The 15,469-nt window shown below is 71.1% G+C and carries 11 protein-coding genes; 9 read left to right on the forward strand and 2 right to left on the reverse strand.

Annotation, left to right across the window (positions count from 1 at the left end):
• Position 1 precedes the first annotated feature (1 nt).
• From rsmB to PSESU_RS01175, 3 genes are all read left to right on the forward strand, one after another.
• On the forward strand, positions 2 to 1,357 hold the full coding sequence (rsmB, locus tag PSESU_RS01165) for a 16S rRNA (cytosine(967)-C(5))-methyltransferase RsmB (protein WP_013533926.1): 1,356 nt from the start codon (positions 2 to 4) through the stop codon (positions 1,355 to 1,357).
• A 34-nt stretch (positions 1,358 to 1,391) separates the two neighbouring features.
• Positions 1,392 to 3,110, forward strand: a complete 1,719-nt coding sequence (locus tag PSESU_RS01170; RefSeq protein ID WP_013533927.1) for an ArnT family glycosyltransferase — start codon at positions 1,392 to 1,394, stop codon at positions 3,108 to 3,110.
• A gap of 103 nt (positions 3,111 to 3,213) precedes the next feature.
• Positions 3,214 to 4,422: an O-antigen ligase family protein gene (locus PSESU_RS01175; RefSeq protein ID WP_049782263.1), complete on the forward strand. Its 1,209-nt coding sequence runs from the start codon at positions 3,214 to 3,216 to the stop codon at positions 4,420 to 4,422.
• Positions 4,423 to 4,683: 261 nt separating this feature from the next.
• On the opposite strand, the gene PSESU_RS01180 is transcribed toward PSESU_RS01175, so the two are convergent.
• Positions 4,684 to 6,339 carry an MFS transporter gene (locus PSESU_RS01180; RefSeq protein ID WP_013533929.1) on the reverse strand — a complete coding sequence of 552 codons (1,656 nt, stop codon included), beginning with the start codon at positions 6,337 to 6,339 and terminating at the stop codon, positions 4,684 to 4,686.
• Positions 6,340 to 6,353: 14 nt separating this feature from the next.
• Positions 6,354 to 7,697, reverse strand: a complete 1,344-nt coding sequence (locus PSESU_RS01185; RefSeq protein ID WP_013533930.1) for a DcaP family trimeric outer membrane transporter — start codon at positions 7,695 to 7,697, stop codon at positions 6,354 to 6,356.
• Positions 7,698 to 8,016: 319 nt separating this feature from the next.
• Between PSESU_RS01185 and acs the strand changes: the two genes are divergently transcribed.
• The 6 genes from acs to hemC all read left to right on the forward strand — a co-directional run bounded on the left by acs (position 8,017) and on the right by hemC (position 15,410).
• Entirely contained in the window at positions 8,017 to 9,960 is a 1,944-nt protein-coding gene (gene acs, locus PSESU_RS01190) for an acetate--CoA ligase (RefSeq protein ID WP_013533931.1), read from the forward strand.
• A gap of 130 nt (positions 9,961 to 10,090) precedes the next feature.
• Positions 10,091 to 10,756, forward strand: coding sequence for a response regulator transcription factor (locus PSESU_RS01195; RefSeq protein WP_013533932.1), 666 nt, complete (start codon positions 10,091 to 10,093; stop codon positions 10,754 to 10,756).
• A 137-nt stretch (positions 10,757 to 10,893) separates the two neighbouring features.
• Complete coding sequence (gene mdoH, locus PSESU_RS01200; RefSeq protein ID WP_081459293.1) at positions 10,894 to 12,846, forward strand: glucans biosynthesis glucosyltransferase MdoH; 1,953 nt, start codon at positions 10,894 to 10,896, stop codon at positions 12,844 to 12,846.
• 87 nt (positions 12,847 to 12,933) lie between these two features.
• Positions 12,934 to 13,593: an alpha/beta hydrolase gene (locus PSESU_RS01205; protein ID WP_203415182.1), complete on the forward strand. Its 660-nt coding sequence runs from the start codon at positions 12,934 to 12,936 to the stop codon at positions 13,591 to 13,593.
• A gap of 97 nt (positions 13,594 to 13,690) precedes the next feature.
• Positions 13,691 to 14,413 carry a LytR/AlgR family response regulator transcription factor gene (locus PSESU_RS01210; RefSeq protein ID WP_013533935.1) on the forward strand — a complete coding sequence of 241 codons (723 nt, stop codon included), beginning with the start codon at positions 13,691 to 13,693 and terminating at the stop codon, positions 14,411 to 14,413.
• 91 nt (positions 14,414 to 14,504) lie between these two features.
• On the forward strand, positions 14,505 to 15,410 hold the full coding sequence (gene hemC / locus PSESU_RS01215; protein ID WP_013533936.1) for a hydroxymethylbilane synthase: 906 nt from the start codon (positions 14,505 to 14,507) through the stop codon (positions 15,408 to 15,410).
• Positions 15,411 to 15,469 lie beyond the last annotated feature (59 nt).

Here is a 15,469-nt window from a genome sequence, read left to right on the forward strand (position 1 = left end):
GGTGGCCGACGTCCGTCCGCCCTCGCGGCGTCCCCAGAACTCCCGCCCGGAGCGGCCGCTGGCCCCGGGCGTGGAGGTGCGCGTGCACGCCGCGCGCGTGCTCGACGCGGTGGTCAACCGCGGCCGCTCGCTGAAGTCCGAGCTGGCCCCGGTGCTGCCGCGCCTGGCCGATCCGCGCGACCGCGCCCTGCTCGAGGCGGTGGTGTTCGCCGCCCTGCGCGGCCGCCACCGCTACGAGGCCGCGCTGCGCGGCTGGATGGCCAAGCCGCCGGGCGCCGGCGACGGTTCCCTGGTGGCCCTGCTGCTGGCCGGCTGCGCCCAGCTCGACGCGCTGCAGCTGCCGGCGCACGCAGCACTGGATGCCACGGTCGAGGCCGCGCGCGCGCTGGGCCGTCCGCACCAGGCCGGCCTGGTCAACGCCCTGCTGCGCCGTGCCCAGCGCGAGGGTTTCCCGGCCGCCGATCCGGCGGCGGCCTGGCCGCGCTGGCTGCGCATGAAGCTCGAGGCGGCCTGGCCGGAGCACGCGGCGGCGGTGTTCGCGGCCAGCGCGCATGCCGCGCCGCTGTGGCTGCGGGTCAACCGCCGCCTGGTCGGGCGCGACGAATACCGCGCCCGGCTGGAGGAGGCCGGCATCTCCGCCTCGCTCGATCCGCGCCTGCCCGACGGCCTGCGCCTGGACGAGCCGGTGCCGGTCGCCGCCTTGCCGGGCTTCGACCAGGGCCTGGTCGCGGTCCAGGACGGTTCCGCGCAGCAGGCCGCCGACGCCCTGGCCCCGGAGCCGGGCGCGCGCGTGCTCGATGCCTGCGCGGCGCCGGGTGGCAAGGCTGCGCACCTGATCGAACGCGATCCGACCCTGGAGCTGCTGGCGCTGGACGTGGACCCGCGCCGCCTGGCCCGGGTCGAGGACACCCTGCGTCGCGGCGGCCTGCTCGGCGAGCGCGTCCAGCTGCGCCCGGTCGACGCCACCGCCCCGGCGCTGTGGTGGGATGGCTTCACCTTCGACGCGATCCTGCTGGACGCGCCGTGCTCGGCCACCGGCGTGGTCCGGCGCCAGCCGGACATCCTGCTGCACCGCCGGCCCGAGGACATCGGCTCGCTGGTGGCCGCGCAGGCACGCCTGCTGGATGCGGTGTGGCCGATGCTGCGGCCCGGCGGCATCCTGCTGTACGCGACCTGCTCGATCCTGCCGGAGGAGAACGCCGGCCAGGTCGAGGCCTTCCTTGCCCGTACCCCCGACGCGGTCGTGGTGCCGTTGCCGGAAGCCTTCGGCCATGCCGCAGGTCCCGGCCGCCAGCGCCTGACCGGCGAGGACGGCATGGACGGCTTCTTCTACGCACGCCTGCGGAAATCCGAGTGACCTGACGCCCGACGCCACCACGAGTACCCCGGCCATGCCGATGCAGGACCTGCGCAAGCGCGACTACTGGCTGTTCTGGACGATGGCCCTGCTGGTGCTCGGGGCGGGCCTGGGCCTGCGCGATCCGTGGCCGGCCGACGAACCACGCTTCGCCCTGGTGGCCAAGCAGATGGTGGAGAGCGGCAACTGGCTGTTCCCGCACCGCGGCACCGAGCTGTACTCGGACAAGCCGCCGATGCTGATGTGGCTGCAGGCGGCGTTCTACACGATCACCTCGGACTGGCGCGTGTCGTTCCTGCTGCCATCGCTGCTGGCGGGCCTGGGCACGCTGTGGTGCGTGCAGGACCTGGCCGGCCGCCTGTGGACCCGGCGCATCGGCCTCTACGCCTCGTGGGCGCTGTTGTTCGCGTTCCAGTTCACCTGGCAGGCGAAGAAGGCGCAGATCGACCCGCTGGTGACCTTCTTCATCACCCTGGCCAACTACGGCCTGCTGCGCCACCTGCTGCTGGGCCCGGCCTGGCGCTGGTGGATCCTGGGCTGGTTCTTCGCCGGCATCGGCACCATCACCAAGGGCGTGGGCGTGCTGGCGCTGCTGATGCTGCTGCCGGCGGCGTTCGCCTCGCTGCGCGGCTGGCCGGGCGTGCGCCTGCACCTGCGCGATGCGCGCTCCTGGCTCGGTCCGCTGGCCTTCCTGCTGGCCGTGTCGCTGTGGCTGGTACCGGTGGTCAGCGTGGCGCTGGCGCAGGACCTGCCCGAGTACCGCGCCTACCTGGACGACATCCTGTTCCGGCAGACCGCCGGGCGCTATTCGCGGTCCTGGGACCACCACCAGCCGTGGTGGTACCACCTCGGCGTGATGGCAAGCATGTGGATCCCGCCGGCCTTGGCCCTGCCGTGGGCGATCCCGGCGTGGCGGCGGCGCCTGCGCCGGCTCGATCCGCGCTACCTGCTGCCGCTGGCGTGGTGGGCGCTGATCGTCGTGTTCTTCTCCATCCCCGACGGCAAGCGCGACGTGTACGTGATGCCGGCGCTGCCGATGATGTGCCTGGTGCTGGCGCCGCTGCTGCCCGGCCTGCTGCGCAGGCGCGCGGCGCGGTGGCTGCTGCTGGGGCTCGCGGTGCTGGTGGCGGTGCTGTTCCTGTACGGCGGCGCCGCGCTGCTGTCCGGGCATGGTTCGCTGGACGAACGCCTGCGCGACCGGCGCGGACTGGATCCGCAGGCGATCATCGCCGGCGGCTGGATGCTGCTGGCGATCGGCGTGTGGTGCCTGGGCTGCGTGCTCGCGTTCCGCCGCCATGCACTGGCCGCGCTGTTCGGCGGCCTGGCCGGGTTGTGGGTCACCTTCGGCCTGGTCGGCTACGGCCTGCTCAACGACGCCAGTTCCGCGCGCGGGGTCATGACCGCGGCTGGCGCGCGGATCGGTCCGGACGCCGAGCTGGGCCTGGTCGCCTGGAAGGAACAGAACCTGCTGATGGCCGATCGCCCGGCCGCCACTTTCGGTTTCAAGCGGCCCTGGGACGAGCAGCTGCAGCTGGGCGTGGCCTGGCAGGCGCAGGCGCCGGGGCGCTGGCTGCTGGTACTGGAGGACGTGCTGGAGCAGTGCATCGACCGCGAGCGGATCGAGCTGGCCGGCATCTCCAACCGCCGCCGCTGGTACCTGGTGCCGGCGCAGGCGGTGACCGGCCCGTGCGTGGCCACCGAGGAGGAAAAGGCACGCGCGGCGGCCAACCAGGACGGCGAGGACGACGGATAGTGCGACCCGGCTCAGCCTTCGTTCCGCGTGCGCTCCCCAAGATGGCCCGCTCGGGGGTGAGCGGGCAGAGGGCAGGGTGCACGACGACGGCGACCGGAAGGGAATGCACACGCAACGCGCGCGGCAGCTTGCCGCCGCTGCGCTGTGGTGCCTGCCGGCGCTGGCGCTGACCGTTCCCAAGGGCCTGCTGCCGTTCGGCCTGCTGCTGCTGGTCTCCACCCTGATGGCTCCGGCCGCGGTGCTTGGCGCGCGCCGGATCGGCCTGCCGTTGGCCCTGGCCGGCGGCGTCGCCCTGCTGGCGATGGGCGTGGCCATGGTTTCCAGCCACTGGTCGGGCGGGGGAGGCATCGACAGCCGCGACCGCCTGCTGGTGCTGCCCTGGGCGATGGCCTGGGCCTGGGCGCTGCAGCCACCGTTGGCGGCCTTGTGGCGTGGCGCCATGGTCGGCCTGGCCTGTGCGGTGGTGGTGGCCTTCGTCCAGGTGGTGTCCGGCCTGGACCGCGCCTCCGCTTGGGTGAACGCGATCGTGTTCGCCGACGTCGTGCTGCTGCTGATGGTGCTGGCGGTGTTCTGCCGGCCACCGCGCAGCTGGCACTGGACGGTGTTCGGCCTGGCCTGCGGGGTGGTCGCGATCCTGTTCAGCGGCACCCGTGGTGCCTGGCCGGGCATGCTCCTGCTGCTGGGCGTGCTGGTGCTGGGCAGCGGCTGGAAGAGCTGGCGTTACCGCATGCTGCTGATGGGCACCGGCCTGGCCGGGATCATCGCCCTGGTCTTCGTGGTACCGGGCATCAGCGACCAGATGCGCCTGGCCGAGCTGCAGCAGGACATCGAGAAGATCGATGCCGGCGACCATGATTCCTCGGCCGGCGCGCGCCTGGAGCGGTTGCGCGTGGCCAGCGACGCCATCGCCGCACGGCCGTGGACGGGGGTCGGCTTCGCCCAGTTCGACCGTGCCATGGTCGAGCAGCTGCCGGCGTGCCAGGCGCCACGGCCGGCCGCGCGCTGCCATCTAGGCCATGCCCACAACGACCTGGCCGAATGGGCCGCGACCATGGGCATCCCCGGCGTGTCCGCGCTGCTGCTGCTGTACGGCGTGCCGCTGTTGATGTTCCTGCGGATGTGGCGACGTGCCGGTGCACCGCGGATGCGCGGCGTCGCCGCCGCCGGCGCGGTGCTGGTGTCGGTGTTCGTGCTGTGCGGCCTGACCCAGTCGATGTTCGCCCACCAGACCACCACCAGCGTCTATGCCGCACTGGTCGGCATCCTGCTGGGGCTGGGGCTTCGCGAGGCGGAAGCAGCGCGCAAGGATTGATCTCATATCACCAGCCGCTCGATGGCCCGGAGTGTTCCAGGCGGTGTCGGTTACGCGGTAGGCGGATAGTGACGCGTCGGTTGCCAATGCCGGGAGACCGACCCTCTCCCCAACCCCGCTGCCGGTAGGAGAGGGGCCTGCTTCCCGCCGGGCTGCTGCAGCCGCAGCCCACTTCCAACCCATGAAAAAGCGCCGGCCCCATGGAGGGGCCGGCGCCGGTGTCGCATCCGGTCCGCGGGCGGACCGGCACTGCCGCATCGGTCAGTTGATGTCGGCGTCCTTGGTCTCGCGCAGGAACAGGGTGCCGATCACCAGCGTCATGCACGCGACGATGATCGGATACCACAGGCCGTAGTACAGGTTGCCCGAGGCCGCCACCAGGGCGAACGAGATCGCCGGCAGGAAGCCGCCGAACCAGCCGTTGCCGATGTGGTACGGCAGCGACATGGAGGTGTAGCGGATGCGGGTCGGGAACAGTTCCACCAGGTAGGCGGCGATCGGGCCGTAGACCATCGTCACGTAGATGACCAGGATCCACAGCAGCAGGATGGTCATCGGGATGTTGATGTTCTCGGTCGAAGCCTTCTCCGGGTAGCCCGCGTCGTTCAGTGCGGCCTTCAGCGCACCACCGAACTCGCTGGCCTTGGCCTTCAGCTCGTCGCCGGAGAACTGGCCGGCGTCATACGAGGTCACCGGGCGCTCACCGATGTGCACTTCGGCCACCGAACCCTTCGGCGCGGCCTGGATGGTGTACGGGACGCCGGCGCGGGCCAGCGCGGCCGTGGCCACGTCGCAGGAGCTGGTGAACTTGCGCACGCCCGCCGGATCGAACTGGAACGAGCAGGTGTCCGGATCGGCGATCACGACGGCCGGCGAGCTCAGGCTGGCAGCCTCGGCGGCCGGGTTGGCGTAGTGGGTCAGGCCCTTGAAGATCGGGAAGTAGGTCACGGCGGCCAGCAGGCAGCCGGCCATGATGATCTTCTTGCGGCCGATGCGGTCGGACAGCCAGCCGAAGAACAGGAAGAACGGGGTGGCCAGGGCCAGCGCCGCGGCGATCAGCAGGTAGGCGGCGGTGGAGTCGACCTTCAGGATGCTCTGCAGGTAGAACAGGGCGTAGAACTGGCCGCAGTACCAGACCACCGCCTGGCCGGCGGTGGCGCCGAACAGGACCAGCAGCATCAGCTTCAGGTTGCCGCTCTTGACCGAATCGCGGAACGGCTGCTTGGAGCCCTTGCCCTCGGCCTTCATCTGCTGGAACAGCGGGGACTCGCTCAGCTGCAGGCGGATCCACACCGAAACGCCCAGCAGCACGATCGAAGCCAGGAACGGGATGCGCCAGCCCCAGGCCTCGAACGCCTCGGTGCCCAGGCCCAGGCGGCAACCCAGGATCACCAGCAGCGACAGGAACAGGCCCAGGGTCGCGGTGGTCTGGATGAAGCTGGTGTACAGGCCACGCTTGCCGACCGGGGCGTGCTCGGCCACGTAGGTCGCCGCGCCGCCGTACTCGCCGCCCATCGCCAGGCCCTGGGCCAGGCGCAGGATGATCAGGATGACCGGCGCGGCCATGCCGATCGACTCGTAGTTGGGCAGCACGCCGACCAGGAAGGTCGAGATGCCCATGATCAGGATGGTGACCAGGAACGTGTACTTGCGGCCGATGCGGTCGCCGAGGCTGCCGAAGAAGGCCGCGCCGAACGGACGCACGAAGAAGCCGGCGGCGAAGGCCAGCAGCGCGAAGATCATGCCCGTGGTCGGGTTGACGCCGCTGAAGAACTGCTTGGCGATGATGGCCGCCAGCGAACCGTAGAGGTAGAAGTCGTACCACTCGAACACCGTGCCCAGGCTCGACGCGAAGATGACCTTCTTGTGGCCTGCAGTGAGCTCGCCCTTGGAGGCGTGTGCTGCTGTGCTGCTCATATGGATCCCCTTCCTCAGAAGCTGTACTTGATGGAGGTGTGCAGACGCTTGAGGTCACCCTCGCGGTCATCCTCGAGAGAACGCTGGGCCCAGCTGATTTCCGCGCCCACGTCCAGCTTCGGGAACGGCGAGTAGATCAGGTTCGCGTGGACCGACTGGGTACGCTCGGTAACGGCCCATCCGGTGAGGGCGGTGTCGTTGTCGAACTGCGAGGTGGCATACATCAGGTTGGTGCGGACCTTCGGGCTGAACACGTGCCGCCAGGCCACGAAGCCGCCGTAGCCGTCCACCGCGTTCAGCGCGCCGGTGGCATCGGCGACCGTGTCGCTGCCGACGCCGAAGGCCAGGTAGCGGCCGATGCCGCTGCCGCCGTTGACCGCCCAGCGGATGTCGTCGGTGGCGCCGAGGTTGAACTTGCCCGAGACGCTCAGCGCGGCGCCGGTCTCGGTCTCGTCCAGCCACTTGAACTGGCGCACCAGGCCGGCGACGGTGAAGTGGCCCCAGTCGCCCTTGGTCAGCCAGCGCGCGGTGATGTCGGGGGCGATGTTGTCCCCGCTGTTGAAGCGCGCGCCGGAGCTCAGGTACGGGGTGACGGTGGTCTGCGGGTTCTCGACCGAGACCGACCACGGGCCGTTGGTGTAGCGCACCTGGGCCTGGCGCACGAACACGGTGCCGTCGGTCGGGCCGACGAAGTCCACCGCGTCGGGCAGGGCGGCCACGTCCATGAAGTTGGACCAGGTCTGGCCGGCCAGCCAGTTGTTCCAGCTGACGTAGGCGTGGCGCAGGGTGACGGCATAGGTGTTGGTCGCGGTCTCGTTGCCGGCCAGGGCGTTGCTGCCGCCGCCGAAGAAGTCGGCCTCGACGTAGCCCTTGAACTTGTTGCCATCGGCGGTGACGTGGTCGACGCCCAGGCCGAAGCGCGAGAACTGCGCGTGGAAGTCGGTGTACGGATCGCCGCCGTCGGCGCCGGGGCCGCCGACCGGGATGGTGCTCGGCACGTAGAACAACCGGCCCGACGAACCGTCGGCGATGCGGCCGTCGCTGGTCTCGGTGACCATCGCGTCCATCTTGATGAAGCCGGTGTACGAGAACGTGGTGCCCGGGTTGGCGGACGGGGTGATGGTGGTGGCCTGGATCGGCTGCTTGCCGGCGGGAACCGCCGGTGCCGCCGGCTGCGCGGCCTGCTGCTGGGTGGTGGCCGTTACCAGCGCCTGCACCTGGCGCTCGAGTTCGGCCACCCTCGCCTCGAGTTCCTTTTCGCGGTCGCTCTGCGCCATGGCGGCGCCAGGCACGGCCAGCGCGAGCAGCATTGCGGCTGCCAGCGGCCTGCGTACCAGTCTTGCGGGATGCATGCTCATTGCCCCTCTCTCCCTTGTGCTGCGAATGAGTGCTTTCGAAATGGCGGCCACCCGCCCCTCGCGGCTGGTCGCGACGGCACACTTCTCACGGCGCCATGCGAGCGCATATTCGCCATTAGTCGAAAATGCCACGGTATGGAGGGCCCGGGCCCGCCGTTGCTGGGCGCGGCCGCCAGGTGGGGTGGCCGGGCCAGGGACCTTTCGACCAAGGTAGTACCCGAACTGCTGCATTGCGTCACGAGCCTTGCGTCAAACTCGGGCCGTAGCCGCGCGCTTCCCGCGCATGGCGTCAGTCAAGGCATTCTGGAGGAGGGAAGCCATGTCCGACCTGTACCCCGTCAAGCCCGAGTTCGCCGCGAGCGCACGCATCGGCAAGGACGAATACCAGCGCCTCTACCGCGAATCGGTGGAGGACTCCGAGGGCTTCTGGGCCAAGGCGGCCGAGCGTCTGGACTGGTTCCGCAAGCCGACCGTCATCAAGGACGTCAGCTACGACCTGGACGACTTCCGCATCCGCTGGTTCGCCGACGGCGAGCTCAATGTCTCGGTCAACTGCCTGGACCGCCAGCTGGCCGAGCGCGGCGAAAAGGTCGCGATCCTGTTCGAGCCGGACAGCCCGGACGCGCCGGTGCAGAAGGTCACCTACCGCGAGTTGCACGAGCGCGTGTGCAGGCTGGGCAACGCGCTGCGCAACCTCGGCGTGGCCAAGGGCGACCGGGTCACCATCTACCTGCCGATGATCCCCGACGCGGTGGTGGCGATGCTCGCCTGCGCGCGCATCGGCGCGGTGCACTCGGTGGTGTTCGGCGGCTTCGCGCCCAATTCGATCGCCGACCGCGTGATCGACTGCGGCAGCAAGCTGATCATCACCGCCGACGAGGGCCTGCGCGGTTCCAGGAAGATCCCGCTGAAGGCAAACGTCGACGCCGCGCTCAAGCTGCCCGGCACCAACACCGTGGAAACCGTGCTGGTGGTGCGCCATACCGGCGGCGCGGTCGACATGCAGGCCCCGCGCGACCGCTGGTTCCACGACGTGGTCGATGGCCAGCCGGCGCAGTGCGAGCCGGAGCGCATGAACGCCGAGGATCCGCTGTTCATCCTCTATACCTCCGGTTCGACCGGCAAGCCCAAGGGCGTGCTGCACACCACCGGCGGCTACCTGCTGTACGCGTCCTACACCCACGAGGCGATCTTCGACCTGCGTGAGGACGACATCTACTGGTGCACCGCGGACGTGGGCTGGGTCACCGGCCACAGCTACATCGTCTACGGCCCGCTCGCCAACGGCGCCACCTCGCTGGTGTTCGAGGGGGTGCCCAACTACCCGAGCGTGTCTCGCTTCTGGGAAGTGATCGACAAGCACCAGGTCACCATCTTCTACACCGCCCCGACCGCGATCCGCGCGCTGATGCGCGAGGGCGAGGAGCCGGTGAAGAAGACCAGCCGCTCCAGCCTGCGCCTGCTCGGCAGCGTGGGCGAGCCGATCAACCCCGAGGCCTGGCGCTGGTACTACGACGTGGTCGGCGACGGGCGCTGCCCGGTGGTGGACACCTGGTGGCAGACCGAGACCGGCGGCATCCTGATCTCGCCGCTGCCCGGCGCCATCGACCTCAAGCCCGGCTCGGCGACCCTGCCGTTCTTCGGCGTGCGCCCGGCCCTGGTCGACGCCGACGGCAAGGTCCTGGAGGGCGCGGCCGAGGGCAACCTGGTGCTGCTGGATTCCTGGCCGGGGCAGATGCGCACGGTGTATGGCGACCACCAGCGCTTCATCGACACCTATTTCCGCACCTACCCGGGTACCTACTTCACCGGCGACGGCTGCCGCCGCGACGAGGACGGCTATTACTGGATCACCGGCCGCGTCGACGACGTGATCAACGTCTCCGGCCACCGCATCGGCACCGCCGAGGTGGAGAGCGCGCTGGTCGCCCATCCGAAGGTGGCCGAGGCCGCCGTGGTCGGCTTCCCGCACGACATCAAGGGCCAGGGCATCTACGCCTACGTCACCCTGAAGGCCGGCGAGCAGCCCACCGACGAGCTGCAGAAGGAGCTGGTGGCCTGGGTGCGCAAGGAGATCGGCCCGATCGCCACCCCCGACCACCTGCAGTGGGCGCCGGGCCTGCCCAAGACCCGCTCCGGCAAGATCATGCGCCGCATCCTGCGCAAGATCGCCGAGAACGCCCCGGACCAGCTGGGCGACACCTCGACCCTGGCCGACCCCTCCGTGGTCGAGTCCCTGGTCTCCGAGCGCAAGGTGAAGTGAGGCGGTGATTCGTGATTAGTTATTGGTGATTCGCAAGGGCAAGGCGCTCTTTCGGTCATCATTGGGGCGGCGGTCCTGCCGCCCCCTGCTTTTACGAATCACGAATCACGAATCCCCAATCACGGCCCTTATGACAATCCTGATCGCCGACGACCATCCGCTGTTCCGCGAGGCCCTGCGCGGGTCGATCCAGCGGATCCTGCCGGGCGCCGAACTGCACGAGGCCGACAGCGTCGATGCGCTCTATGGCCTGGTCGAGGCGCATCCGGACGCCGACCTGCTGCTGATGGACCTCAACATGCCCGGCGCGCACGGCTTCAGCGCGCTGGTGCACCTGCGTGCCCAGCACCCGCAGCTGCCGGTGGTGGTGGTCTCGGCCCGCGAGGAGCCGGGGGTGATGCGGCGGGCGCTGGACCATGGCGCGCTGGGCTTCATCCCCAAGTCGGCCGACTCGGAGACCATCGGCACCGCGGTCGGCACCGTGCTGGACGGCGAGCGCTGGGCCCCGGCGGCGGCGGCGGCCGCCCCGGCGGTCAGCCGCGACGAGCACGAGGTCGCCCAGCGCCTGCGCGAGCTGACCCCGCAGCAGTTCCGGGTCCTGCAGATGCTTGGCGAGGGTCGCCTGAACAAGCAGATCGCCTACGACCTGGGCGTATCCGAGGCGACCATCAAGGCCCACGTCACCGCGGTCCTGCGCAAGCTGGGGGTGGGCAACCGCACCCAGGCGGTGCTGATGGCCGGACGCCTGGCGGTGGATCCGGACGGGCTGGTCGTACCGCCCGAAGAACTGGACTGAGGTCACAGAACGCCGGCTAACCCTTCCTTCGCAAGGCAAACACGCGGCTGAACGGGAATACCCTTCGGCCGCGTCCAAGCCCTTTGTGCGGCGCACAATAATGCGACGCTTCCGGACTGGCCAAGCCAGGAACCGGAATGCGACAGAGGGAGAGACCCGTGTTGCAAGTCATCGAATCGATCGGCATCGCTGCCCCGAGCCGCCCTGCGCCCAGGCCGCCGCATGCGCTGGCCGCCGAGGCCTGGCTGCCGCAGGCGGCCCCGCTGCCGATGCCCCGCCAGTCCCTGCGCGAGGGTGGACTGTCCCCCGTGCGCCCGGCGACCTCGCCGGCGACCATCGGCTGGCGCCGCGCCGCCGTGATCGGAACCACCGCCCTGCTGACCGCCGTCGCCACCTTCGGCATGACCCAGGTGCTGCGGGTGGAGGGCCTGAGCCTGCTGGACATGTGCCTGCTGGGGCTGTTCGTGGCCCTGTTCGCCTGGATCGCGCTGTCCGCCGTCACCGCCTTCGCCGGCTTCTGCGTGCTGCTGACCAGGCGCCGCAACCCGCTGGGCCTGTCGGCCGAGGGCCCGCTGCCACGCCTGCAGACCCGCACCGCGCTGCTGATGCCGACCTACCACGAGGATCCGGCCCGGGTGCTGGCCGGCCTGCAGGCGGTGTACGAGTCGGTCGCCGCCACCGGCCAGCTCGAGTCCTTCGACTTCTTCGTCCTCAGCGACAGCCGCCGGCCCGAGGTAGTGGCGGAGGAGATCGCCCAGTTCCGCGCCCTGCGCGAGCGCCTGGGCGCCGAAGGCCGCCTGTTCTACCGCTGCCGTGCGGACAACTGCGGCCGCAAGGCCGGCAACATCGGGGAGTGGGTGCAGCGCTTCGGCGCCGCCTACCCGCAGTTCCTGATCCTGGACGCCGACTCGGTGATGAGCGGCCAGACCCTGGTCCGCCTCGCCGGCGCCATGGAGAAGCATCCGGGCGTGGGCCTGCTGCAGACCCTGCCGCGGGTGGTCAACGGCAACACCCTGTTCGCGCGCATGCAGCAGTTCGGCGGGCGCGTCTACGGCCCGGTGATCGGCCATGGCGTGGCCTGGTGGCACGGCTCGGAAAGCAACTACTGGGGCCACAACGCGATGGTCCGTACCGAGGCCTTCGCCGCCCACGCCGGCCTGCCCGAGCTGTCCGGCAGCGGCCCGTTCGGCGGCCACGTGTTGAGCCATGACTTCGTCGAGGCCGCGCTGATCCGCCGCGCCGGCTGGGCCGTGCACCTGGTGCCGGAGCTGGACGGCAGCTACGAGGAAGGCCCGCCGTCGCTGACCGACATGATGGTGCGCGACCGCCGCTGGTGCCAGGGCAACCTGCAGCACATGAAGGTGGTCGGCGCCTCGGGCCTGCACTGGGTCAGCCGCAGCCACATGATGGTCGGCATCGGCCACTACTTCACCGCGCCGATGTGGGCGATGCTGATGCTCATCGGCCTGGCGATCCCGCTGTACCACGCCGACCTGGCCTGGGACGGGTTCCAGCTGGCCGGTTTCTCGCCGGTGGAGTACTGGACCCGCCAGGATGCCGAGCGCGTGGCCTGGCTGTTCGCCGGCACCATGCTGGTGCTGTTCCTGCCCAAGATCCTCGGCTATGTGGCGATGCTTGGCGATCCGGCCGAGCGCCGTGGCTGCGGTGGCGCCGCCCGCGCCCTGGCCGGCGTCCTGATCGAGAGCGTGCTGGCGGCGCTGATGGCGCCGGTGGTGATGTTCCGCCAGTCGCGTGGCGTTGCCGAGGTGCTGGCCGGCCGCGACTCCGGCTGGGAAGCGCAGCAGCGCGACGACGGCAGCGTGCCGCTGTCGGCGCTGGTGCGCAGCTACGGCGGCATCACCCTGTTCGGCGTGTTCATGGGCCTGCTGTCCTGGGCGGTCTCGCCCGGCCTGGCGCTGTGGATGCTGCCGGTGGTGCTGGGCATGGTGCTGTCGATCCCGACCGTGTGGCTGACCTCCGCCCGCGGCCCGGGCCAGTGGCTGCGCCGCCACGGCATCCTCTGCATCCCCGAGGAACTGCAGCCGCCGCCGGTGCTGCGTCGCGCCGCCGAGCTGCGCGGCCGCGCCTGAGCCAGCCCCACGCCCGTCCCATGGCCGCCTGGTGAGCGCCCATGGCGAGGCATACTGTCGGGCTTGGCTTTCAGGGGGAACCCCATGCTGCTGCAGACCGTTGAACAGGAAACCGGCGCCAACCCGCAATGGACCGTGGTGTGGCTGCACGGCCTCGGCGCCGACGGCCATGACTTCGCCCCGATCGTGCCCGAGCTGGTGCGCCCGCACTGGCCGGCGCTGCGCTTCGTGTTCCCGCACGCGCCGGTGCGCCCGGTGACGATCAATGGCGGCACCCCGATGCGCGCCTGGTACGACATCGTCGGCATGGACTTCGCCACCCGCGCCGAAGCCGCGGGCGTGGAGGAGTCGATCGCCCAGGTCGAGGCCCTGATCGCACGCGAGGCCGAGCGCGGCATTCCTGCCTCGCGCCTGCTGCTGGCCGGCTTCTCCCAGGGCGGCGCGATCACCCTGGCCGCCGGCCTGCGCCGGCGGGAGCCGCTGGCCGGCCTCATCGCCCTGTCCACCTACCTGCCCGGCGGCGCCACGGCGGCTGCGGCGCGCGAGGTGAACTCGGTGGCCCAGCCGGTGTTCTTCGCCCACGGCCAGGACGACCCGGTGATCCCGGTCCAGCACGGCGTGGCCAGCGCCCGCGCGCTGGAACAGGCCGGCTTCGAGGTGGAATGGCACCACTACCCGATGGCCCACCAGGTCTGCGCCCAGGAGATCGCCGACCTCGGCGACTGGCTGGAGCGGCGTTTCCGCTGATCCGCTGGCGCCGTCCAGGCGCGCCCCGGAGCAGGCGGGTGACGCGCGGCCTCCGCGGCGGCTACCATGGCCGCGGGGAAAATCCGACATCTGCCTGATGCACAGCCTGAAGCTGGTGATCGCCGACGACGAGCCGCTGGCGCGCGAGCGCCTGCGCACGCTCCTTTCCGGCGACATGGGGGTGGAAGTGGTGGCCGAGGCCGGCGACGGCAGCGAGGTGCTGGACGCCTGCGCCATGCACCAGCCGCACGCCGTGCTGCTGGACATCGCCATGCCCGGCATGGATGGGCTGGAAGTCGCGCGGCGCCTGGCCGACAGCGATCCGGCCACCGCCGTGGTGTTCTGCACCGCCTACGACGGGCATGCGCTGTCGGCCTTCGAGGCCGCGGCGATCGACTACCTGGTCAAGCCGGTGCGGCCCGAACGCCTGGCCGTGGCCCTGGAGCGCGTCCGCACCTTCCTCGCCGGGCGTCCCGCGGTCGCCCCGCGGCGGACCCAGCTGTGCGCGCGCCTGCGCGGCAGCCTGCGGGTGATCCCGCTGGAGGAGGTGCGCTACCTGCAGGCCGAGGAGAAGTACGTGGTCGTGCACCACGCCCGCGGCCAGGACCTGATCGAGGAGTCGCTGAAGTCGCTGGAGGAGGAGTTCGGCGACCTGTTCGTGCGCATCCACCGCAACTGCCTGGTGGCCCGGCGCGAACTGGCCGAGCTCAAGCGCACCCCGGACGGCCACGTGCACGCGCTGCTGCGCAGCGGCGGCACCCCGCTCGAGGTCAGCCGGCGCTGCGTGCCGCAGCTGCGCCAGGCCCTGCAGCAACCCTGAACTCGCGCCGTAGGCGGCCAGCCCCAGGGGTGCCCGTGTTGCAAGCGGACCGCGCAAGGCGCGGCAGGCCGCCATCACCGATAATGCGCGCATGGACACCCTGCGCATCGCCACCCGAAAGAGCCCGCTCGCCCTGTGGCAGAGCGAACACGTCGCCGCCCGCCTGCGCGCCGCCCATCCCGGGCTGGAGGTGGTGCTGGTGCCGCTGAGCACCCGTGGCGACGAGGTGCTGGACCGCTCGCTGGCGGCGATCGGCGGCAAGGGCCTGTTCCTCAAGGAGCTGGAGATCGCGATGGAGCGGGGCGAGGCCGACTGCGCCGTGCATTCGCTCAAGGACGTGCCGATGGAGCTGGAGCCGGGCTTCGTGCTGCCGGCCGTGCTCGAGCGCGCCGATCCGGCCGACGCCTTCGTCAGCAACGACTTCGCCGACCTCGACGCGCTGCCGCAGGGCGCGGTGGTCGGCACCTCCTCGCTGCGCCGCCAGGCCCAGCTGCGCGCGCGCCGCCCGGACCTGCAGCTGCGCGACCTGCGCGGCAACGTGAACACCCGCCTGGCCAAGCTCGACGCCGGCGAGTACCACGCGATCATCCTCGCCTGCGCCGGACTGCAGCGCCTGGGCCTGGATGCGCGCATCCGCGCCCGCCTGGTGCCGCCGCAGTGGCTGCCGGCACCGGCGCAGGCGGTGGTCGCCTGCGAGTGCCGCGCCGGCGACGAACGCACCATCGGCCTGCTGTCGCTGCTGGAACACGCCCCGACCCGCGCCGTGATCGAGGCCGAGCGCGCGCTCAACCGCGGCCTGCACGGCAGCTGCCACGTGCCGGTGGCCGCCTACGCCGAACTGCATGACCGCACCCTCCGGCTGCAGGCGCTGGTGGGTTCGGCCGCCGACGGGCGTGCCGTGCGCGCCGAAGGGGAGGGTCCGGCGGCGGACCCGCAGACCCTGGGTTCGCGCCTGGCCGCGGAGCTGCTGGAGCGCGGCGCCGGCGAGTTCCTGTAAGCGCCGGCCGAGCGGTCCGGGCAGGCCGGTCGGCATGGACCCGCGGGGCGGCGAAGCCG

The sequence above is a fragment of the Pseudoxanthomonas suwonensis 11-1 genome (genome assembly GCF_000185965.1).
GTDB lineage: Bacteria > Pseudomonadota > Gammaproteobacteria > Xanthomonadales > Xanthomonadaceae > Pseudoxanthomonas > Pseudoxanthomonas suwonensis_A.

Excerpts from the sequence above, each read along its gene's own strand:
- PSESU_RS01170 (WP_013533927.1), top strand. The coding sequence starts at position 1,392 with ATGCCGATGCAGGACCTGCGCAAGCGCGACTACTGGCTGTTCTGGACG.
- PSESU_RS01175 (WP_049782263.1), top strand. The coding sequence starts at position 3,214 with ATGCACACGCAACGCGCGCGGCAGCTTGCCGCCGCTGCGCTGTGGTGC.
- PSESU_RS01180 (WP_013533929.1), bottom strand. The coding sequence starts at position 6,339 with ATGAGCAGCACAGCAGCACACGCCTCCAAGGGCGAGCTCACTGCAGGC.
- PSESU_RS01185 (WP_013533930.1), bottom strand. The coding sequence starts at position 7,697 with ATGAGCATGCATCCCGCAAGACTGGTACGCAGGCCGCTGGCAGCCGCA.
- acs (WP_013533931.1), top strand. The coding sequence starts at position 8,017 with ATGTCCGACCTGTACCCCGTCAAGCCCGAGTTCGCCGCGAGCGCACGC.
- PSESU_RS01195 (WP_013533932.1), top strand. The coding sequence starts at position 10,091 with ATGACAATCCTGATCGCCGACGACCATCCGCTGTTCCGCGAGGCCCTG.
- mdoH (WP_081459293.1), top strand. The coding sequence starts at position 10,894 with ATGCGACAGAGGGAGAGACCCGTGTTGCAAGTCATCGAATCGATCGGC.
- PSESU_RS01210 (WP_013533935.1), top strand. The coding sequence starts at position 13,691 with ATGCACAGCCTGAAGCTGGTGATCGCCGACGACGAGCCGCTGGCGCGC.
- hemC (WP_013533936.1), top strand. The coding sequence starts at position 14,505 with ATGGACACCCTGCGCATCGCCACCCGAAAGAGCCCGCTCGCCCTGTGG.